This window comes from Sorangium aterium (genome assembly GCF_028368935.1).
GTDB lineage: Bacteria > Myxococcota_A > Polyangia > Polyangiales > Polyangiaceae > Sorangium > Sorangium atrum.
Genome location: NZ_JAQNDK010000003.1, coordinates 1,255,285 through 1,272,251, shown reverse-complemented (window position 1 = coordinate 1,272,251; position 16,967 = coordinate 1,255,285). Strand labels below are relative to the sequence as shown.

The 16,967-nt window shown below is 70.8% G+C and carries 11 protein-coding genes; 4 read left to right on the top strand and 7 right to left on the bottom strand.

Translation table 11 applies throughout. The annotated features are described in order from the left end of the window. Positions 1 to 116 precede the first annotated feature (116 nt). Positions 117 to 1,976 (top strand): acyl-CoA dehydrogenase, encoded by a 1,860-nt coding sequence (locus POL72_RS28990; RefSeq protein WP_272099183.1) that lies wholly within the window; start codon positions 117 to 119, stop codon positions 1,974 to 1,976. A 57-nt stretch (positions 1,977 to 2,033) separates the two neighbouring features. Here the strand turns inward: POL72_RS28990 and POL72_RS28985 are convergent, their stop codons facing one another. Continuing rightward, positions 2,034 to 2,519, bottom strand: a complete 486-nt coding sequence (locus tag POL72_RS28985; protein WP_272099181.1) for a hypothetical protein — start codon at positions 2,517 to 2,519, stop codon at positions 2,034 to 2,036. A 278-nt stretch (positions 2,520 to 2,797) separates the two neighbouring features. On the opposite strand from POL72_RS28985, the gene POL72_RS28980 reads away from it, so the two are divergent. Then, on the top strand, positions 2,798 to 4,306 hold the full coding sequence (locus POL72_RS28980) for a PGRS family protein (RefSeq protein ID WP_272099179.1): 1,509 nt from the start codon (positions 2,798 to 2,800) through the stop codon (positions 4,304 to 4,306). An 18-nt stretch (positions 4,307 to 4,324) separates the two neighbouring features. Here the strand turns inward: POL72_RS28980 and POL72_RS28975 are convergent, their stop codons facing one another. Continuing rightward, positions 4,325 to 5,113, bottom strand: a complete 789-nt coding sequence (locus POL72_RS28975) for a hypothetical protein (protein WP_272099177.1) — start codon at positions 5,111 to 5,113, stop codon at positions 4,325 to 4,327. 181 nt (positions 5,114 to 5,294) lie between these two features. On the opposite strand from POL72_RS28975, the gene POL72_RS28970 reads away from it, so the two are divergent. Further along, the gene (locus POL72_RS28970) at positions 5,295 to 6,527 is read left to right on the top strand and encodes a di-heme oxidoredictase family protein (RefSeq protein ID WP_272099175.1); all 1,233 of its coding nucleotides are present in this window, start codon (positions 5,295 to 5,297) and stop codon (positions 6,525 to 6,527) included. Between the two features lie 81 nt (positions 6,528 to 6,608). Then, the gene (locus tag POL72_RS28965) at positions 6,609 to 7,670 is read left to right on the top strand and encodes an EfeM/EfeO family lipoprotein (RefSeq protein WP_272099173.1); all 1,062 of its coding nucleotides are present in this window, start codon (positions 6,609 to 6,611) and stop codon (positions 7,668 to 7,670) included. Positions 7,671 to 7,817: 147 nt separating this feature from the next. Here POL72_RS28965 and POL72_RS28960 read toward each other — a convergent pair whose 3' ends face one another. The 5 genes from POL72_RS28960 to POL72_RS28940 form a co-directional block, all read right to left on the bottom strand. After that, on the bottom strand, positions 7,818 to 8,591 hold the full coding sequence (locus POL72_RS28960) for a PP2C family protein-serine/threonine phosphatase (protein WP_272099171.1): 774 nt from the start codon (positions 8,589 to 8,591) through the stop codon (positions 7,818 to 7,820). 139 nt (positions 8,592 to 8,730) lie between these two features. After that, positions 8,731 to 10,236, bottom strand: a complete 1,506-nt coding sequence (locus tag POL72_RS28955; RefSeq protein WP_272099170.1) for a metallophosphoesterase family protein — start codon at positions 10,234 to 10,236, stop codon at positions 8,731 to 8,733. Positions 10,237 to 10,494: 258 nt separating this feature from the next. Beyond that, positions 10,495 to 12,333 (bottom strand): OmpA family protein, encoded by a 1,839-nt coding sequence (locus POL72_RS28950; RefSeq protein ID WP_272099169.1) that lies wholly within the window; start codon positions 12,331 to 12,333, stop codon positions 10,495 to 10,497. Positions 12,334 to 12,545: 212 nt separating this feature from the next. Continuing rightward, positions 12,546 to 13,181 (bottom strand): hypothetical protein, encoded by a 636-nt coding sequence (locus tag POL72_RS28945; RefSeq protein ID WP_272099167.1) that lies wholly within the window; start codon positions 13,179 to 13,181, stop codon positions 12,546 to 12,548. Positions 13,182 to 13,436: 255 nt separating this feature from the next. After that, positions 13,437 to 16,922 carry a thrombospondin type 3 repeat-containing protein gene (locus POL72_RS28940; protein WP_272099166.1) on the bottom strand — a complete coding sequence of 1,162 codons (3,486 nt, stop codon included), beginning with the start codon at positions 16,920 to 16,922 and terminating at the stop codon, positions 13,437 to 13,439. Positions 16,923 to 16,967: the final 45 nt, after the last annotated feature.

The following is a 16,967-nucleotide window of genomic DNA, read 5'->3' as shown; positions in this document are numbered from 1 at the left end:
TTGACGCGCCGCGGCGACATGCTAGGCGAATGCAGAACTGTGCCGCAGCTGCGCGGAAGACCGGGAAGGGAACCGGCTGCCAGCGCCTCCCTGCCGCGGCAACGAGGAGGTCTCCCATGTCGAACGCTCAAACCCACCAGAACCGTTACAAGGCCGACCTCCGCGAGATCCGCTTCCTCCTCTTCGAGCAATTCCGCCTGGACGAGCTGCTCGGCAGCGCGCCCTACGACGCGTGGGGGCGAGACGAGGTCGGGATGGTCGTCGACGAGGCGTACAAGTTCGCGTGCGATGTCTTCGGCCCGCTCAACGCGGTCGGCGATCGGGTCGGCTGTCGCATCGAGGGGGGGCAGGTCAAGACCCCGCCGGGGTTCAAGGACGCGTGGGACAAGCTGTATGAGGCCGGGTGGAAGTCGGTCTCGGTCTCGCCCACCTACGACGGCCAGGGCGGTCCCTTCACGCTCTACACGGTGGTGGAGGAGTTCCTCTGCGGCGCCAACGCGGCGCTCAACATGTATCCCGGGCTGACGTACGGCGCGGCCGAGGTGATCGAGCACTTCGGGACGCCGAGGCAGCGCGACCTCTTCTTGAAGCGGATGTACGGCGGGCAGTGGAGCGGGACGATGTGCCTGACCGAGCCCCAGGCCGGGTCGGACGTCGGCTCCTCGCGGACGAGCGCGGTGAAGCAGAAGGACGGCAAGTACCTCATCCGCGGCACGAAGATCTTCATCTCCGGCGGCGATCAGGACCTCACCGAGAACGTCGTGCACCTCGTGCTCGCCCGCGTCGAGGGCGCGCCCCCCGGCACGAAGGGGCTCAGCCTCTTCGTCGTGCCCAAGATCCGGGTGAACGACGACGGCTCGCTCGGCGGGTCGAACGACGTCGTCGTCGGCAACATCGAGCACAAGATGGGCATCAACGGGTCGTCGACGTGCGTGCTCAACTTCGGCGAGAGCGACGCGTGCCTCGGGGAGCTCGTCGGCACCGTCGAGCACCAGGGCATGCCGCAGATGTTCCGGATGATGAACGGCGCGCGCATCTCCGTGGGCCTGCAGGGCGTGTCGGTCGCGTCCTCGGCGTACCTGAACGCGCTCGAGTACGCGAAGGATCGCAAGCAGGGCTCGTCGATCCTCCAGTGGAAGGACGCGACCGCGCCGCGCGTGCCGGTCATCGATCACCCGGACGTGCGGCGGATGCTGCTCGACATGAAGAGCCGCGTGGAGGGCATCCGCGCGCTCATCATCAAGCTCGCGCGCCACCAGGACGCCGTCGCCGTCTACCAGGGCAAGGACGACCGCGCGGCCGCCTACAACCAGGGCCAGGTCGACCTGCTCGTGCCGCTCGTGAAGGCCTACTCGTCCGACCAGGCGTTCCGCGTCTGCGAGACGGCGATCCAGACCTTCGGCGGCGCCGGGTACACGAAGGATTACCCGGTCGAGCAGTACTGCCGCGACGCGAAGGTCTTCTCGATCTACGAGGGCACGAACCACATCCAGGCGATGGACCTGGTCGGGCGGAAGCTCGGCCAGGGCGGCGGGGTCAACCTGCAGGCCTTCCTGAACGACGTGGCCGAGTTCGTGAAGGCCAACGAGAAGCACCCCGTCCTCGCCGCGAGCATCAAGGAGCTCCGCGAGGCGCACGAGGCCGTCGCCGGCACCGCGATGCGGCTGCTCTCGTGGTTCCAGATGGGCAAGATGCCGATGGTGCCGCTCGCGGCGAACCGCTTCCTCGAGATGATGAGCGAGCTCGCGATCGGCTGGCTCCTGCTCGACGGCGCGGTCATCGCGCTCAAGGCGATGGAGGGCCTCCCGGCCGGCGACGCCGGCGCGAAGGACCGCGCCTTCTACGAGGGCAAGAAGCACGCTGCCCTCTACTTCGCGGCCAACGTGCTGCCGCACGCGAAGCTCTCCGCCGAGATCCTCGGGCGCGAGGACTCGTCCGCGCTCGACATCCCGGCCGACGCGTTCGCGACCGTCTGACCCCCCTCCCCGCGCCGGCCCCGCCTCCGGGCAGGGGCCCGGCCGCGCGGCGCGGGCTCACTCGGGGACGGTGAGCCGCTCCGCCAGGTCCCGGACGGGCACGGGCATCGTCGGGTCGCGCGAGACGGCCATGATCTCGGCGCGGAGCGCGCGCACCTCCGTCAACCGGAGCCACGAGAGCGCGAGCCGCGTCATGCTCGGCAGGCCCCTCGCGAGCACCGCGCGGACGACGTCCGCCGCCGGGAACGAGAAGGCCACCTCCTCGGGGGGCAGGCCCGCGGCCGTCGCCGCCGCCTCGATGCTCGCGTCGAAGTCGTCCCGCTTCGTTTCCAGCACCTCGAAGAAGGCCCGCCCGCGCTCCGGCGCGATGACCTGAGCCGCCCCGCCGCCTTCGGGCGCGAAGATCCAGGCGCCCGAGCCGTCCAGCCCCACCCGGGCGCCGGACTCCAGCGTGACGAGCGGCAGGAAGCGACCGCCTTCGATCGGCTCGCCGCCGCCGCCCTCGATCAGCTCGCGCACGAGGTCCCTCAGGTTCGCGCTCATGGGCGGATGTTCGCACGGAATACCCGGCGATGGGCAACTGGGCCGACGCGCCCTGCGCCGGCAGCGCGGGGCGGTTGCGTGCTCACGCGCTCCCCGCGCTCACCACTCCGGCGGCCCCTCCTCCATCCGGGCGGCGCCCCCCGGCGAGCGCGCACGGGACCGGTCAGGCGTAGCGATCGCGCCCGGCGGCACGCGCAGGTCGCTTTGCTTGGAAAACGCGCAGGGCTGACCGGAATAGGAATAGTATGAGGATTCGATTCAAGGTTGATGCACGGGTAGTGGGGTTCATTCCGGTCGCGATGGCGCTGAGCGGCTGCTTCGAGGAGCCAGCAGATATCATCGGGATCGGAGACATCGAAGACGAGGTGTCCGACGAGGCCTGCACTCCGAGCAAGCACGCGAAGGTCCCCTCGGACTGCGGGGTGTGGGTCTCGAGCACCCTGGGGCACGACAGCAACGCGGGGACCTCGACGGCGCCCCTGAAGACGATCTCGAAGGCGCTCCAGCTCTCCCCGGACAGGGGAAGGCGCATCTATATATGCGCCCAGACGTTCGATGAGGCGGTGATCGTGCCGGGAGGACACGCGCTCTTCGGCGGGCTCGACTGCGACAACGGCTGGCGCTGGACAGGCGACAAGCAGAAGACCACCCTCACCGCTCCCGAGGGCGAGACGCCGCTCTCGTTCGACAATGGCGACGGCGTGGCGGTGATCGAGGATCTCCACGTGATCGCGCGCTCGATCCCGGCGACCCACACCGAGCTGGCAGGCAGATCGGCGATCGCCGCGAACAGCTCCGGGGTCCCTGTCGATTTCACGCGGTGCATCCTCGAGGCGGGCGACGGGGCGCCGGGGGCGAGCGATGGGGCGTTCGTGGACGGCGCTGCCGAGAAGGGGATGATCGGCAACTTCGGCAACGCCGCGTGCTCGGCCACGACGGTCTCCGGCGGACTCCCCGTGAACAACAGCTGCGGTACGCCCGACGATCGGTCGGACGACTCGCGCGGCGGCACGGGCGGGACGGGTGGCTTGGCGTCCGGGGGTGATGGAACCAGCGGGGTTCCGACCACTGTGATGAACGGCGGCAAGGGCGAGACCAGCACCCGGCGCTGCACCGCGGGGCAGGATGGCGCGGACGGGGTCGACGGGAGTCCGGGCGCCGGTGCGACGGGCTTCGGTGATCTGTTCCTGGATGGGTATACCGGTCCGCTCGCCGGCGACGGAGCGCCGGGCGCGCGGGGCCAGGGCGGCGGAGGAGGCGGCGGCGCGAAGGGCGGCACCGGCGCGCAGATGTGTCCATTCGAGGCCTCTGCGGCCGGCGCCGGCGGCGGCTCCGGGGGCGCGGGCGGGTGCGGGGGGCTCGGCGGCCGCGGCGGAGGCGCCGGCGGGGTGAGCATCGCCCTCTTCGTGGGGAGCGCGGTCGTCGACTTGAACGACGTGGTCCTGAAGACCGGTCGCGGCGGCAATGGCGGCGCCGGGGGTGAGGGCCAGGCGGGCGGCGAGGGCGGCGACCACGGGGCAGCCGGGACCCGAGGCGAGGCCACGGGGCTGAACGCCGCCTGCCCCGGCGGTCGTGGTGGCCGGGGCGGTCATGGCGGCCGCGGCGGCGGCGGGCTCGGCGGCCACTCGATCGCCGTCGCGTACGTGGGCTTCAAGCCTTCGCTCACGAACACGACCATCGAGATCGGTGAGGCCGGGATCGGAGGGCGCGGGGCCAGCCGGACGTATGACGGCGCCGACGGCGTGGCGGCGGAGATCTACGATATCGAGGAGCAATTCAGGCAGTAACGCGGCGTGAGGCCCGCGCTAACCCGGCGCCGCCGGCGCGGGCCAGCTCCGATCCTCCTGCATGCAGCGGAGCTGCGTCACGCGCCTTCCCTCCGCGGTGGTCACCGCGATCTCCCGAACGGGCGTGTCGCGCCGCGCGCGTCGGCTCAGCTTCTCGACCACCAGGAAGCCCTCCCGCGCGCCCGCGAGGCGGAGGAACTCGTCGAACAGCGCGATGTGCGCGCCGCGCGCGCCATCGTCGGCCGTCGCGATGCGCCGCTGGGTGGCGACGCCGATCGCCAGCGCCCCGCTGCGGGCCCGCACGACCATCGCAGGATCGAGCCCGCGCTGGCTCTCGTCAGGCACGGTCCAGATCTCCGCGACCCCCGCCTCTGCGAGGCGCCGCTTCATGTAGTAGAAGGCAGACTGGAGCGTGTTGTTCCGGTACGGGATCGCCTTCGACTCCATCGGATCGACGTGGTTCCGCCAGAATGCGATCAGCGCGCGCGCCCAGCGCCCGCCGTCGAGCCGGCGATCCTCGAACGGCCAGTCCTCCGCCATCGCCTGCGCGCACACGCCGAGCAGCGCCTGCTCGTCGATCCCGCGCGTCGCCAGGCAGGGCGCGCAGTGCATGTAGGCCGTGCCCCGCTCGAGCAGCGCGCCGCACATCGAGCAGACGTCGTTGCCATAGCCGGGACCCATGTACCGGAGCCAGCTGGCGCTGAGCTCCTTGTGCGCCGCGCGGCGCTCCTCGTTCCGCTCGATCTCCCGCAATCCGTCCCGGAGGGCCTTCAAGGCCGCGCGCCGCTCGTCATCTCGCTGCTTCATCCGCTGCCCTCCAGCGTGAGCCCGTCCGCGCCGGCTCGGGCAATGTAACGCCCGAGCCTCCGCCACGCTTCGCAAGGAGGAGGGATCCGCCCGTGCGCGATCCTGCACACCAGCACGGCGAGCGCGCCGCCGTGGTTATTGACACTGACTTTCATTTACGGCTACGGTTCCGGGCGACGACATGTCACGATTTGCCCTGTTTCTCGCGCTCCCGCTGGTCTTCAACATGGGTTGCGGTTCGGAGCCCGCCCCCGACGATCCTCTGGCTGGCATCGAGCTGATCGGCGATGACCTCACCGACGTCCCGCTGCACGACGCTTCTGCGGAGCAGGTGGCTCGGTTCAAGGACGGCGACGCGCTCTTCGATTTCGTCTTTCGCGAGCGCGACGGCCTCGGGCCGCTCTACATCCGCGCGGCGTGCGCCGGCTGCCACGACGGCGCCTCGCGCGGCCCGGGCGCGGTCCAGAAGATGGCGCTCGTCGAGGACGACGGCGTGACGCCGGCGGCGGATCAGGGGGGGCTCCCCTACGGCCACACGTTGCGGCCCTACGCCGTCGGGGGGGCGACGACGCTCTCGGAGCCCGAGAGCGAGGCGACGATCAAGGTCTCGAAGCGCCTCGGCCCGCCGGTGTTCGGGCGCGGCTACATGGAGGCGGTCGACGACGCCGAGATCGAGCGGGTCGCGGCCGAGCAGGCCGCGCGCGGCGACGCCATCCACGGGCGCATCAACCGCGTGGTGTTCCACTCGAAGAAGAGCGGGGACGAGTCGTTCAGCGCCTTCGTCGAGGGCGACGAGAACCTCATCGGCCGCTTCGGGTTCAAGGCGCGCGTCGCCACGCTCGACGACTTCACGGCCGACGCCTACCAGGGCGACATGGGCATCACCTCGCCGCTCCGGCCGGACGAGCTGCCGAACCCGGACGGGCTCACGGACGACGCCAAGCCGGGCGAGGACGTGGTCATCGACACGGTGAACGCCGTCGCCGACTACATGCGCTTGCTCGAGATCCCGAGGCGCGCGCCCGCCGACGCGCGCGGCCAGGCGCTCTTCGTCGAGGCCGACTGCGCCGCTTGCCATGTCCCCTCGCTGAGGACGCGCGCCGATTACCCGATCGCGCAGCTCGCGGACATCGACGCTCCCGTCTACACGGATTTCCTCCTGCACGACCTCGGCCCCGATCTCGCCGACGGGCTGGCCGACGAGTCGGCCAGCTCCGTCGCCTGGCGGACGGCGCCGCTCATCGGCGTGCGCCACAGCACCGCGTACCTCCACGACGGCCGCGCCAGGACCATCGAGCAGGCCATCTTGCTCCACGACGGCCCCGGCTCGGAGGCCGCGGCTTCGGTCGCCGCGTTCCGCGCGCTCTCCTACGAGGATCGCGGGGCGCTCATCGACTTCGTGCGCTCGCTCTGATCGACGTCCACCGCGACGCACGCGCACCAATCCACATCGCGCGCTCGCCCCGCGCGAGCGGTGACAAGGAGCTCGAACATCATGCACATCCCCGCCCGCTTGCGGTCCGGTCTGGCCATCGCCGCCGCCGCCCTCTCGCTTCCTGCGTGTGGAAGCGACAACGAGACGCTGCTCACCGACGCGGAGTACGAGCAGCAGGCCGTGTCCGACGTGAAGACCTTCATCCAGGGCAACATCGACCAGTTCGCCGCCGCCACGGCTGCGCTTCAGGCGGCCGCGCCCGCGCCAGATGCCGACGGGTGGAGCGCGACGAGCGACAAGGAGGCCGTCGATGCCATGAAGGCCGAGTGGAAGAAGGCACGGCAAGCCTACGAGAGCATCGAAGGAGCCATCGCGGTCGTCTTTCCGGATCTCGACTACTCGACGGATGCCCGCTACGACGCGTTCATCGAGGTCGAGGCCGACGACGACCTCTTCGACGGTGAGGGGGTGACCGGCGTGCACGCCATCGAGCGCATCCTCTGGGCCGACGCGATCCCGGAGCCCGTCCTCGCCTTCGAGTCCGAGCTCGACAACTACAGCGAGGCCGCCTTCCCTGCCACCGAGGCCGAGGCCGCCTCGTTCAAGGACGAGCTCTGCGCGCGCCTCGCGGCCGACGCGGCGAAGATGCAATCGGATTTCCGCTCGCTGGCGCTCGACGCGCCGTCGGCCTACCGCGGGGTCATCGCCTCGATCGCGGAGCAGGTGGAGAAGACAAGCAAGGCGGCGACCGGAGAGGAGGAGTCGCGCTACGCGCAGTACACGCTCGCCGACATGCGCGCGAACGTCGCGGCCGGCGTGGCGACCTACGAGGCCTTCCAGCCGTGGATCCTGACCAAGGGCGCCGAAGGCGCGGAGGTCGACAAGGCGGTGCTCGACGGCTTCGAGCGGCTGTCGAGCGCGTACGACGCGATCGAAGGCGACGCGCTGCCGCCGCTTCCGGAGGGGTGGAGCGAGGCGGAGCCGACCGACGAGCAGCTCGCGACGCCGTTCGGGAGGCTGTTCTCGCTCGTGGAGCACGAGAGCGACGACGCGACCCCGGGCACGCTCGCCAGCGACATGACGAGGTCCGCCGATCTGCTCCGGCTCAAGACGCTCCCGTAGAGCAGGGCGCATCGTCGTGCGCTGCGGGCTCATCCCCGTCGTTCGGCTCGTCGAGGCCTACCTTCGCGCGCCTCACTCGCTTGCCCGGCGGCTGAGCCCGGTTCACACGAGCCTGCATCCCGCTCTGGCGCGGCGCTGTCTGCCGCGTCAGCCGCCGGCGTTCCACCGCACGAGCACGCACGTGACGTTGTCGGGGCCGCCGTGCTGGTTGGCGCGGTCGATGAGGGACCGCGCCGTCGCGGCGAGGTCGCTCTCCTGCGCGAGCAGCTCGGCGATCTCCGGCTCGGAGACCGGGCCGGAGAGCCCGTCGGAGCAGATCAGCAGCAGATCTCCGGCCTCGGGCCGCTCGACGCGCGTGGCCACGTCGACGGTCTTCCCCATCCCGAGCGCGCGCGTCACGACGTTGCGGGCGAGCAGAGGATCCACATCGTCCGGCAGCTGCTCGCCGCTGTGCAGGTGCTCGTTCCAGAGCGAGTGATCCTCGGTCAGCCGCTCCAGCCTGTGCTTTCGGTAGCGGTAGACGCGGCTGTCGCCGACGTGCGCGATGCACGCCGAGCTCCCGTCGACGTAGACGCCCGCGAACGTCGTCCCCATGCCGTAGCAGAGCGGGTCGCGCTGCCCGACCTCGAAGATGCGCTCGTTGGCGCGCCAGATGGACGAGACCAGGCGCAGCTCGAGGGGCGTCACCTCCTCGTCGTACCCCGTCGGCTGGGTGATCTCGCCCTCGCCGTCCTTGCAGTACGAGCGCACGATGTCGACCGCCATCCGCGACGCGACCTCCCCACCGGCGGCGCCGCCGATGCCGTCCGCGACGACGAAGAGGCCGAGATCCAGATCGACCGCGAAGCTGTCCTCGTTGTGCTCGCGCTGGTGGCCAACGTCGCTTTCACCGGCGGCTTCGATATGGAGCGGGGGGTTCACAGAGCTTCCTCGTCAGCGGGACGCGTGTCGATGCCCGGAGCATCCAGCGGCGGGACGCCTCGCGCAAGTCAGGAAGGCGCTCAATTCGGGCGAAGAGCGCCGGCCTGCTTGGGCGCGTGCGTCATCCGCGTTACGCGCGTCAGGTGCGCAGCGCAGCGGTCGCGGGCGACTGGAGAGCCGGATGGGCGCCCTGCGGCTCGCTGCGCTGCCCGGCAGGGGGCGGTACGCTGGCCGCGAGGGCCTCGAAGCGGCCGTTCTTCCAGGTCACGAGGCCTCCCGAGAGGCGCGCGGCGCTGCCCGCCCCCGGCTCGGATCTCAGCCAGACCAGGGGGCGCGCGGCGAAGACCGGCTTCGTGCAGGCCACGTCCTCGAAGGCGGCGGACCATGAGCCGGTGTTGCCGAAGAACAGCCCGCCCTCCCAGGTGCCCTCGGGCGTGTGCGTGTGACCGAAGACGACCGCTCTGGCGCGATGGGCGCGGGCGACCTGGCGCGCGGCGCGACTGACGCGCTGCCACGTCGCGTCGAGCGGGAGCTTCGGCACGAGGCGCTCATAGACGATGAGCGCCGCCGGCGCGACGAGCGCCGCCGGCGCGAGCCAGAGCGGGGCGAGCAGCAGCCACACGAGCGCCACCGCGACCGCGAGCAGCCCCAGCGCGGCCCGATCGAGCCACAGCTCGCGCGCGACGAGCCCCAGCCGATCCTCGGCCGGGGGCGCGAACAGGCGGGCGTGACGGGCCACGGCGCGGAGCGGGGCGCCCGTCTCCTGCGCCGCGGCGGCGAGGCTCTCGCGCAGGCGAGCGCGCCGCTCCGGCTCGCGCCGGCGCACGAGCTCGACGAGCGTGCGGAGCGCGCCGAGCGCCCACGCCCCCGCGAGCGAGCGGCCGGAGAACATGTAGTAACGCGCCCAGTGCGCGAGGTACCCGAACGCGGACAGCATGAACGAGGAGTCCACGTGCGGGTTGAAGTAGCCCATCCGCGACACGAGCAGCCGGCACACGAGCGAGCCCATGGTGGGCTGGATCTCGCCCGGTTTCCGCCCGAACGGGACCATGGGGTACCGGTAGCTGCAATAGGCGTCGTACTGGTTGCCGTGCTCCACGATGATGCCGTCGGGCGTCTTGTGGAACCACGCGCGAAACACGACGCGCGCGCCCAGCGCCGCGCGCGCGTGCGGGGCGCCGGAGAGCGACGCGTCGCCCAGCGCCGCGAGCGCCGCCTCGACGACGCGGGCCCGGACCAGGTCGCGCACCTCGGGCAACGTGAGCTGGACGTCGTGGTTGCCGGAGATGAACACGACGGTGTGCCCGTCCGCGACGACGCGGCCGAGCGCCTCGATGAACACCGGGTGATCCGCGAGGATCGCCGCCATCGCAGGGACCGCGTGCTCGGCGCTGCGGGGGAGATCGTGAAAGACGCTCTGCTGATCGATCACGCGCGGCGCATCGAAGTCGAAGACGTCGCCGTTGAGCACGAGCGTGAGCTCATCGCGCCCGGCGCCGCGCGCCGTGCCCTGCCTCATCTCGTCCCGGAGCGCGTCCAGCATCGCCGCGACCTCGCTGTCGGGGGAGTAAGGAGCCTGGCGGTAGCGCATCCACAGGCCGTCACCCGGCTCGAGCTCGCAAAGATGGATATCTGAGATCGCCACCGTATGGAGCATTCGATAAGGTGACACACGCGCCCGTCCATGGCCGTCAGGGAACGGTCACGGCCGGGGGTCGGGTGATGGCGGAGGCGCCTGCGGGCGCGGCGCAGCATGACGTGCCGCGACGCTGCGATCGCCCTGGACTGCGAGGTATCGGCGTCTGCGCGTCTGGGCGGCTGTCGGGATTTGTGGTGTCTTGGGCGTTGTGTCGCTCGTTGTCGTGGTCGTTGCACCACACCGCCGCCCGCCGCCGCTTGCCCGCTAGGGCTTTCCCTTGCGCTTGACGATCACGAACTGCACGCGGCGGTTCTTCTGGCGCCCTGTCTTGACGCGGTTGTCCCCGAGCGGCTGCTCGAAGCCGTAGCCCTTGGCGACGAGCTTCTCCCGGGGCACCCCGGCGGCCACGAGCCACGAGAGGACCGCGTCCGCGCGCTGCTGCGACAGGCGGAGGTTGTACTCCTCGGTCCCGTTGTCGTCGGTGTGGCCTTGCACCTCGATGAGCTCGATGTCCGGGCTCTGCTGGATGGCGTCGCGCACCTCGTACAGGATCTCGTCGGAGATGGGATCGACCGTCTCCGTGCGCGTCTTGCCGTAGACGACGAACTGCACCGGCTTGGACGTCTTGATCTCGTCGGTGTTGACGCGAACGAACCTGGGGCAGCCGTTCTGTCGTGGATCGGGGTCGGAGGGCCCCCGCTCGTTCGGGCAGGCGTCCGCGGCGCCGCGGACGCCGTCTCCATCCGGATCGTCGGGGCAGCCGTTCTGCTTCGGGTCCCGGTTCGCCGGTCCCTTGACCTTGGGGCAGGCGTCCGAGGCGTCGGCGATGCCATCGCCGTCCGCGTCGCCAGGGCAGCCGACCTTCTTCGGGTCGTCGCTCGCCCCGCCGCGCACGGTGGGGCAGGCGTCGATGCCGTCGTGGAAGCCATCGTCGTCCGAGTCTTCGGGGCAGCCGTTCTGCGTGGCGTCGGCGCTGCGGGCGCCCGGGGTGGTCGGGCACGCGTCGTCGATGTCGAGCACCGTGTCCCCGTCGCGATCCGCCGGAGGACATCCGTCCTTCGCGCGATCGGGCGACGGATCGCCCTTCACGTCGGGGCAGGCGTCGATGTCGTCGTTGATGCCGTCGTCGTCCTTGTCGCCCGCGACGGCGGCGGTCTGAGCGCGCTCCGGGGCCGGCTTCGGCAGCGGCGTCCAGCCGACCATGCCGACCGCGCGGACCGGCGGTGTGCCGATGGCGTTCGTCAGGCCCGGCCCGACCGCGGCGCCGAACGTGAGGCCGTCGAGGACGCGCAGCTTGGCGCCGAAGAGCAGCTCGGCGTTGACGCTCGCCTGGTCGCGCTGCACCGGCGTGCTCGAGAGCAGGAGCTCCTCGCCGAGCGGCGCCCCGCCGTACGCCTCGGCGCCGAGCTGGAGGAGATCGCCGCCGATCAGGAGCCCCGCGGCGCCGCCGAACGTGAGCCGCTGCGGCCGGTTGGGGCCGCCACCGAGCTCGACGCCGCCGCTCGCGCTCCACAGGAAGCCGAGCGACGACTCCGCCGAGCCGACGCGCCCGCCGAGGCTCGCGTGGACGGCGCCGCGGGCCTCGGCGTCGCCGGTGTACTGCGCCGGCGAGCCGGTGGGCGCGAACAGGTAGCCGCCGATGCCGAGCTGGAACGGGCCTGCGTCTTTCCCGAGCACGCGGAGGCGCGCGCCGAAGCGGAGGTCGCCGAGCTCGGGGGCCGTCAGCTCGGTGAACTCGACGCCGGGGATGCCTGGATCGTCGCCCCCTTGCGCGACGGCGAGGGGGGCGTCGATCGAGAGCAGCAGGCGATCCCACAGCGCGAGCGAGGCGTCGAGGCGGAGGAACGTCTGCGAGGAGACGAGGTCGACGGGGGTGTCGCCGCTGGTGTGGATGGGGCGGTGGGCGTAATCGAGCATCACGTACGCGCGCGGCGCGAGGTGGCCGGGAGCGGCCGGAGAGGGCACGCCGAAGAAGGCGTCTCCAGCGGGCGCCGGCTCGAACCGGTCGAGGGAGAACCCGCCGGTGGATTGACCGCGCGAGGCGCCGGCGAGCGTCATGAGGACGGCCGTGGACGCGACTGCTGCGACGGAGGAAGGCCTCATCGGCCGGGCACGATAGCGGGCGGGTGAGGCGGCGGGCAACATCCGCCTTCCCTGGCCGCGGCGATCCTGGGCGAGGTCCAGGTGGCGGTCAGCGCCCCGCGCTCTCGCCGCGTTTGACTTTGCCACCGGGGTGGCCACGGGACGACGGTGCGCAGAGGGCGCGCGACGCGCCAGGGAGATTCAACGGCTATGGGATCGCCGCGCGCGGCGCCTCACGGACAGTCGCCGAAGGCGCTGTTGGGTACGACGCTGCGCGTGATATCCGCCGTGACGGTGGGGATGTCCTGTGTCCAGACGTGATCCGTGGGAGCTGCGTCGCAAGTCCCATTCTGGGAAAGGTCCACGTACCAGTGCATCTTGTACGCTTTGTCGCCGGGTATCTGCCCCGTCACGGTGAACGTGCCGTCGGCCTCGATCGCGTCCGAAGCGCTCAGGGCCGGCGCGGCGTCCCCGGCGGCGACGACGGCCACGTAGACCATGTCGCCAGCGGTGTAGGCGGGAACGTAACCGGTGCCGCGGAGGGTGAAGTTGAAGCTCTCGGCCGATGTGCCGCCGGCGCCGCCGGAGCCGCCCGCTCCCGCGCCGCCTGTTTCCGCACCGCCGGAGCCGCCCGTTCCCGTGCCGCCGGAGCCGCCTGTTCCCGCGCCGCCGGAGCCGCCTGTTCCCGCGCCGCCGGAGCCGCCTGTTCCCGCGCTGCTCGTGCTGCCGTCACCCGTGGTGGTGGTCGTCGTCGAGCTCGAGGTCGTCGCGCCCCCCGTGGTCTCGTCATCGCCGCATCCCGCGCCCGTACCGGCGATGACGAATGCGCCCATCGCCATCCACACCGCGATCCACCGAGATGCCTGCATGAGGGTCCTCCTTGAAGCTCCGTAGTTAACGGGGCGCATCTTCGTGCGCTGCGGGCTCATCCGCCTCGTTGGGCGGCTGCGGCGTACTTTCGTACGCCTCATTCGCCTGAATGGCGGCTGAGCCCGTATCACACGGAGCTGCGCCTCGCTAACCAAGATTGACGATATCGGACGGCTGCGTCGACGAGGAGCCGCCGCGCCTCGCCGGGCGTATATCTCAGCTGATCGCCAGAGCCCAGTTTCCGCGGCGTGGAATCACGCCGCCCGTCGCGGCTGCCGCCGGCCTCCCCGCCGGAGCACGGCGGCGAGGATCAGCAGCATCCCCCACGCCTCCCGGGGCATCGGCGTACGTCCCATGCGGCAGTCGCAGCCGCCTTGGAAATCGGGCGACGTCCCGCCGCCGCTCGTCGCCGTCGTCGTCGTCACGGCCTCACCGCCGGCGCCGCCCATGCCGCCAGCGCCGCCCGCTCCCCCGGCCCCTCCGCCGCCGCCGCTGGTCGTATCCGGCGTCTCGCAAGCATCGCCCACGCCGTCCTTGTCCGTGTCGGTCTGCTCGGGGTTCGCCACGCTCGGGCAGTTGTCGGTCTCGGTCACCTCACCGTCGCCGTCGGGATCGCAGGCATCGCCGAGATCATCGCCGTTCGTGTCTTCCTGCCCAGGGTTCGCGAGGAGCGGGCAATTGTCGCAGACGTCGCCGTGGCGGTCGCCGTCGGCGTCTTCCTGCTGGGCATTCACGATCAGCGGGCAATTGTCGTCCGCGTTCGCTATCGAGTCGCCGTCGGCGTCATCATCGCAGGGATCGCCGAGGCCGTCGTTGTCGAGGTCGGACTGCGGCTCGCCCGGCGCAGGCGGCGGGTTCGCCGCGAAATCGCAGTTGTCGTCGTCGTTGATCACCCCGTCGGCGTCCGGATCGCCGTCTGGATCACACGCGTCGCCGGTGCCGTCGCGGTCGGCGTCCTCCTGCCCGGCGTTCGCCACGCTCGGGCAGTTGTCGTCGACGTCGAGCTTGCCGTCGTTGTCCGAGTCGCCGTCGCACACGTCGCCCTTGCCGTCGCCATCGGTGTCGACCTGCGGCTCGCCCGGCGCAGGCGGCGGGTTCTGCATGAGGCGGCAGTTGTCGTCGCCGTCGAGCACGCCATCGTCGTCCGAGTCGGTGTCCCGGTAGTCCGGCGTCCCATCGCCGTCTGTGTCGACTGCCGGCGTGTTCAGCAGAGCATCCCCGGCCTCTTCGGAGTCGAGCACCTCGTCGCCGTCGCTGTCAGGGTCCACGGCGTCGATGAACGCGTCATCGTCGGTGTTGTTGACCGGATCGGCGGGATTGTCGCGGTTCAACACCTCCTCGAAGTCCCCGATGGTGTCGCCGTCGGAGTCGACGCTCGTCGGATCGGTCCGGAGCGCCGCCTCCTCCGCGTCCGTGAGGAGATCGTCGTCGTCGTCGTCGTCGCAGACGTCGCCGGCGTCATCGCCATCGCCATGGGCGCGGTCGGTGTTGACCTGGTTGGTGTTGATGTCGTACTGGCAGTTGTCGTCGACGTCGAGGACGCGATCGTTGTCGTCGTCATCGTCGCACGCGTCGCCAAGCGCGTCTTCGGGCCCGTTCTTCGGGTTGTTCTCCTGCCCCGGGTTCGGGGTGGTGATGCAGTTGTCGGTGGCGTCGGGCACGCCGTCGGCGTCGTCGTCGGTGTCGCACGCGTCGCCCAGCGCGTCGCCACCGGCGAGGCTCTGGTCGGTGTTGATCTGCGTGCTGTTCGGTGCGAACTGGCAGTTGTCGGCGGCGTCGGGTACGCCGTCGGCGTCGTCGTCGGTGTCGCATGCGTCGCCCAGCGCGTCGCCGCCGGGCAGGTGCAGATCGGTGTTGGCCTGGGCGCTGTTCGGCGTCGTGACGCAATTGTCGTTCACATCGGGCACGCCGTCGGCGTCGTCGTCGTCATCGCACGCGTCGCCGAACCCGTCGCCGTCGGTCAGGTCCTCGTCCGTGTTCGTCTGATCGAGGTTGCGCTGGAGCGGACAGTTGTCGGTGGCGTCGGGTACGCCGTCGGCGTCGTCGTCGTTGTCGCACGCGTCGCCCAGCGCGTCGCCGCCGGGCAGGTTCCGGTCCGTGTTGCGCTGGCTCGTGTTCGGCTCGGTCGGGCAGTTGTCGGCGGTGTCGGGCACGCCGTCGGCGTCGTCGTCGTCATCGCACGCGTCGCCCAGCGTGTCGCCGGTGGCAGCGTCGGTGTTCGTCTGGCTCGCGTTCGCCGTGGTCGGGCAGTTGTCGCACGCGTCGCCTATCCGGTCCCCATCGCTGTCGTCCTGCGCGTTCGTCCCGCTCGGCCTGTTCGGCGTCGAGGGGCAATTGTCGCAGACGTTGCCGACCCCATCGTGATCATCGTCGAGCTGGCCGGCGTTGGCGATGCTGGCGCAGTTGTCGCACGCGTTGCCGAGGCCGTCGCCGTCGCTGTCGATCTGGTCGGCGTTGGCGACCTCAGGGCAATTGTCGCACGCGTTGCCGACATTGTCCCCGTCGCCATCGGCCTGGTTCGCGGTGATGAGGCGTGGGCAGTTGTCGCACGCGTCACCGAAGCCGTCGCCGTCGGTGTCGACCTGGGTCAGGGTTGCCACGTACGGGCAGAGGTCGCACGCGTTTCCGAAGGCGTCGCCGTCCTCGTTTTGCTGATCGTTCTGGCGGCCCAGGCAGTTGTCGCACGCGTCGCCCGTCCCGTCACGGTCGTCGTCAACCTGGTCGTCGTTGCGCGAGCCAGGGCAGTTGTCGCACGCGTCGCCGACCGTGTCGCCGTCCCTGTTCGCCTGGTCCGTGTTCGCGCGGTCTCGGCAGTTGTCGCACGCGTCGCCGACCCCGTCGTGATCCACGTCTTCCTGGCCGCGGTTGGGCGTGTCCGGGCAGTTGTCGCACGCGTCGCCGACCCCGTCGCCATCGCCGTCAGCCTGGTTCGTCGTCGCCGAGTCCGGGCAGTTGTCGCACGCGTCGCCGATCCCGTCATGATCCCTGTCATTCTGGTTGGTATTGGCCGCGTCAGGACAGTTGTCGCACACGTCGCCGAAGAGGTCGCCGTCAGGGTTGTGCTGATCGGTGTTCGGTGCGTTTGCGCAGTTATCGCAGTCGTCTCCGACGCCATCGTTGTCTCTGTCCCGCTGATCGTTGTTGGATGCACCAGGGCAGTTGTCGCAGACGTCGCCGTAGTTGTCGCCATCGGCATTGCGCTGGTCGGCGTTCGAGACGTTGAGGCAATTGTCGTTGAAGTCGGTGTCGCCATCCGCGTCGTTGTCGGTCTCGCAGATGTTCCCGCGCCCGTCGCTATCGCTGTCGAGCTGATCCTCGTTGCGGTCCGTGTCGCAGTTGTCGCAGACGTTCGGCACGCCGTCGTTATCGCTGTCAGCGTCTGGATCCGCTGCCATGGGCGTGGGAATCGTCGGACACTTGTCGGCAGTGTCCGCTAGCCCGTCGTTGTCGTCGTCGAGATCCGCGTCATCCGAGATGCCGTCGTTGTCGTCGTCATCGTCGCAGGCGTCGCCCAGACCGTCGCCATCGCCGTCGTACTGGCTTCGGTTGCTGACCCCAGGGCAGTTGTCGACGGCGTTCGCGACCTCGTCGTTGTCCGTGTCCCACAGCGTCGCGCTCGCCGGCCGGGGCGCGAGCGCCACGAGCGCGAGCAGGCCCGCGAGCAGCGGCAAGATCCCGCGTCGCGCGGCGCCGGCGTGCGCGAGGTGGCGGGACATCCAGGGCAAGGCGGGGAAAGTCATCGCGGCTCCTCCAGACAGATCGCGCCGTACGCGACAGCGCCCCCG

Coding starts and splice junctions, on each gene's coding strand:
- POL72_RS28990 (WP_272099183.1), top strand. CDS start 117: ATGTCGAACGCTCAAACCCACCAGAACCGTTACAAGGCCGACCTCCGC.
- POL72_RS28985 (WP_272099181.1), bottom strand. CDS start 2,519: ATGAGCGCGAACCTGAGGGACCTCGTGCGCGAGCTGATCGAGGGCGGC.
- POL72_RS28975 (WP_272099177.1), bottom strand. CDS start 5,113: ATGAAGCAGCGAGATGACGAGCGGCGCGCGGCCTTGAAGGCCCTCCGG.
- POL72_RS28970 (WP_272099175.1), top strand. CDS start 5,295: ATGTCACGATTTGCCCTGTTTCTCGCGCTCCCGCTGGTCTTCAACATG.
- POL72_RS28965 (WP_272099173.1), top strand. CDS start 6,609: ATGCACATCCCCGCCCGCTTGCGGTCCGGTCTGGCCATCGCCGCCGCC.
- POL72_RS28950 (WP_272099169.1), bottom strand. CDS start 12,333: ATGAGGCCTTCCTCCGTCGCAGCAGTCGCGTCCACGGCCGTCCTCATG.
- POL72_RS28945 (WP_272099167.1), bottom strand. CDS start 13,181: ATGCAGGCATCTCGGTGGATCGCGGTGTGGATGGCGATGGGCGCATTC.
- POL72_RS28940 (WP_272099166.1), bottom strand. CDS start 16,922: ATGACTTTCCCCGCCTTGCCCTGGATGTCCCGCCACCTCGCGCACGCC.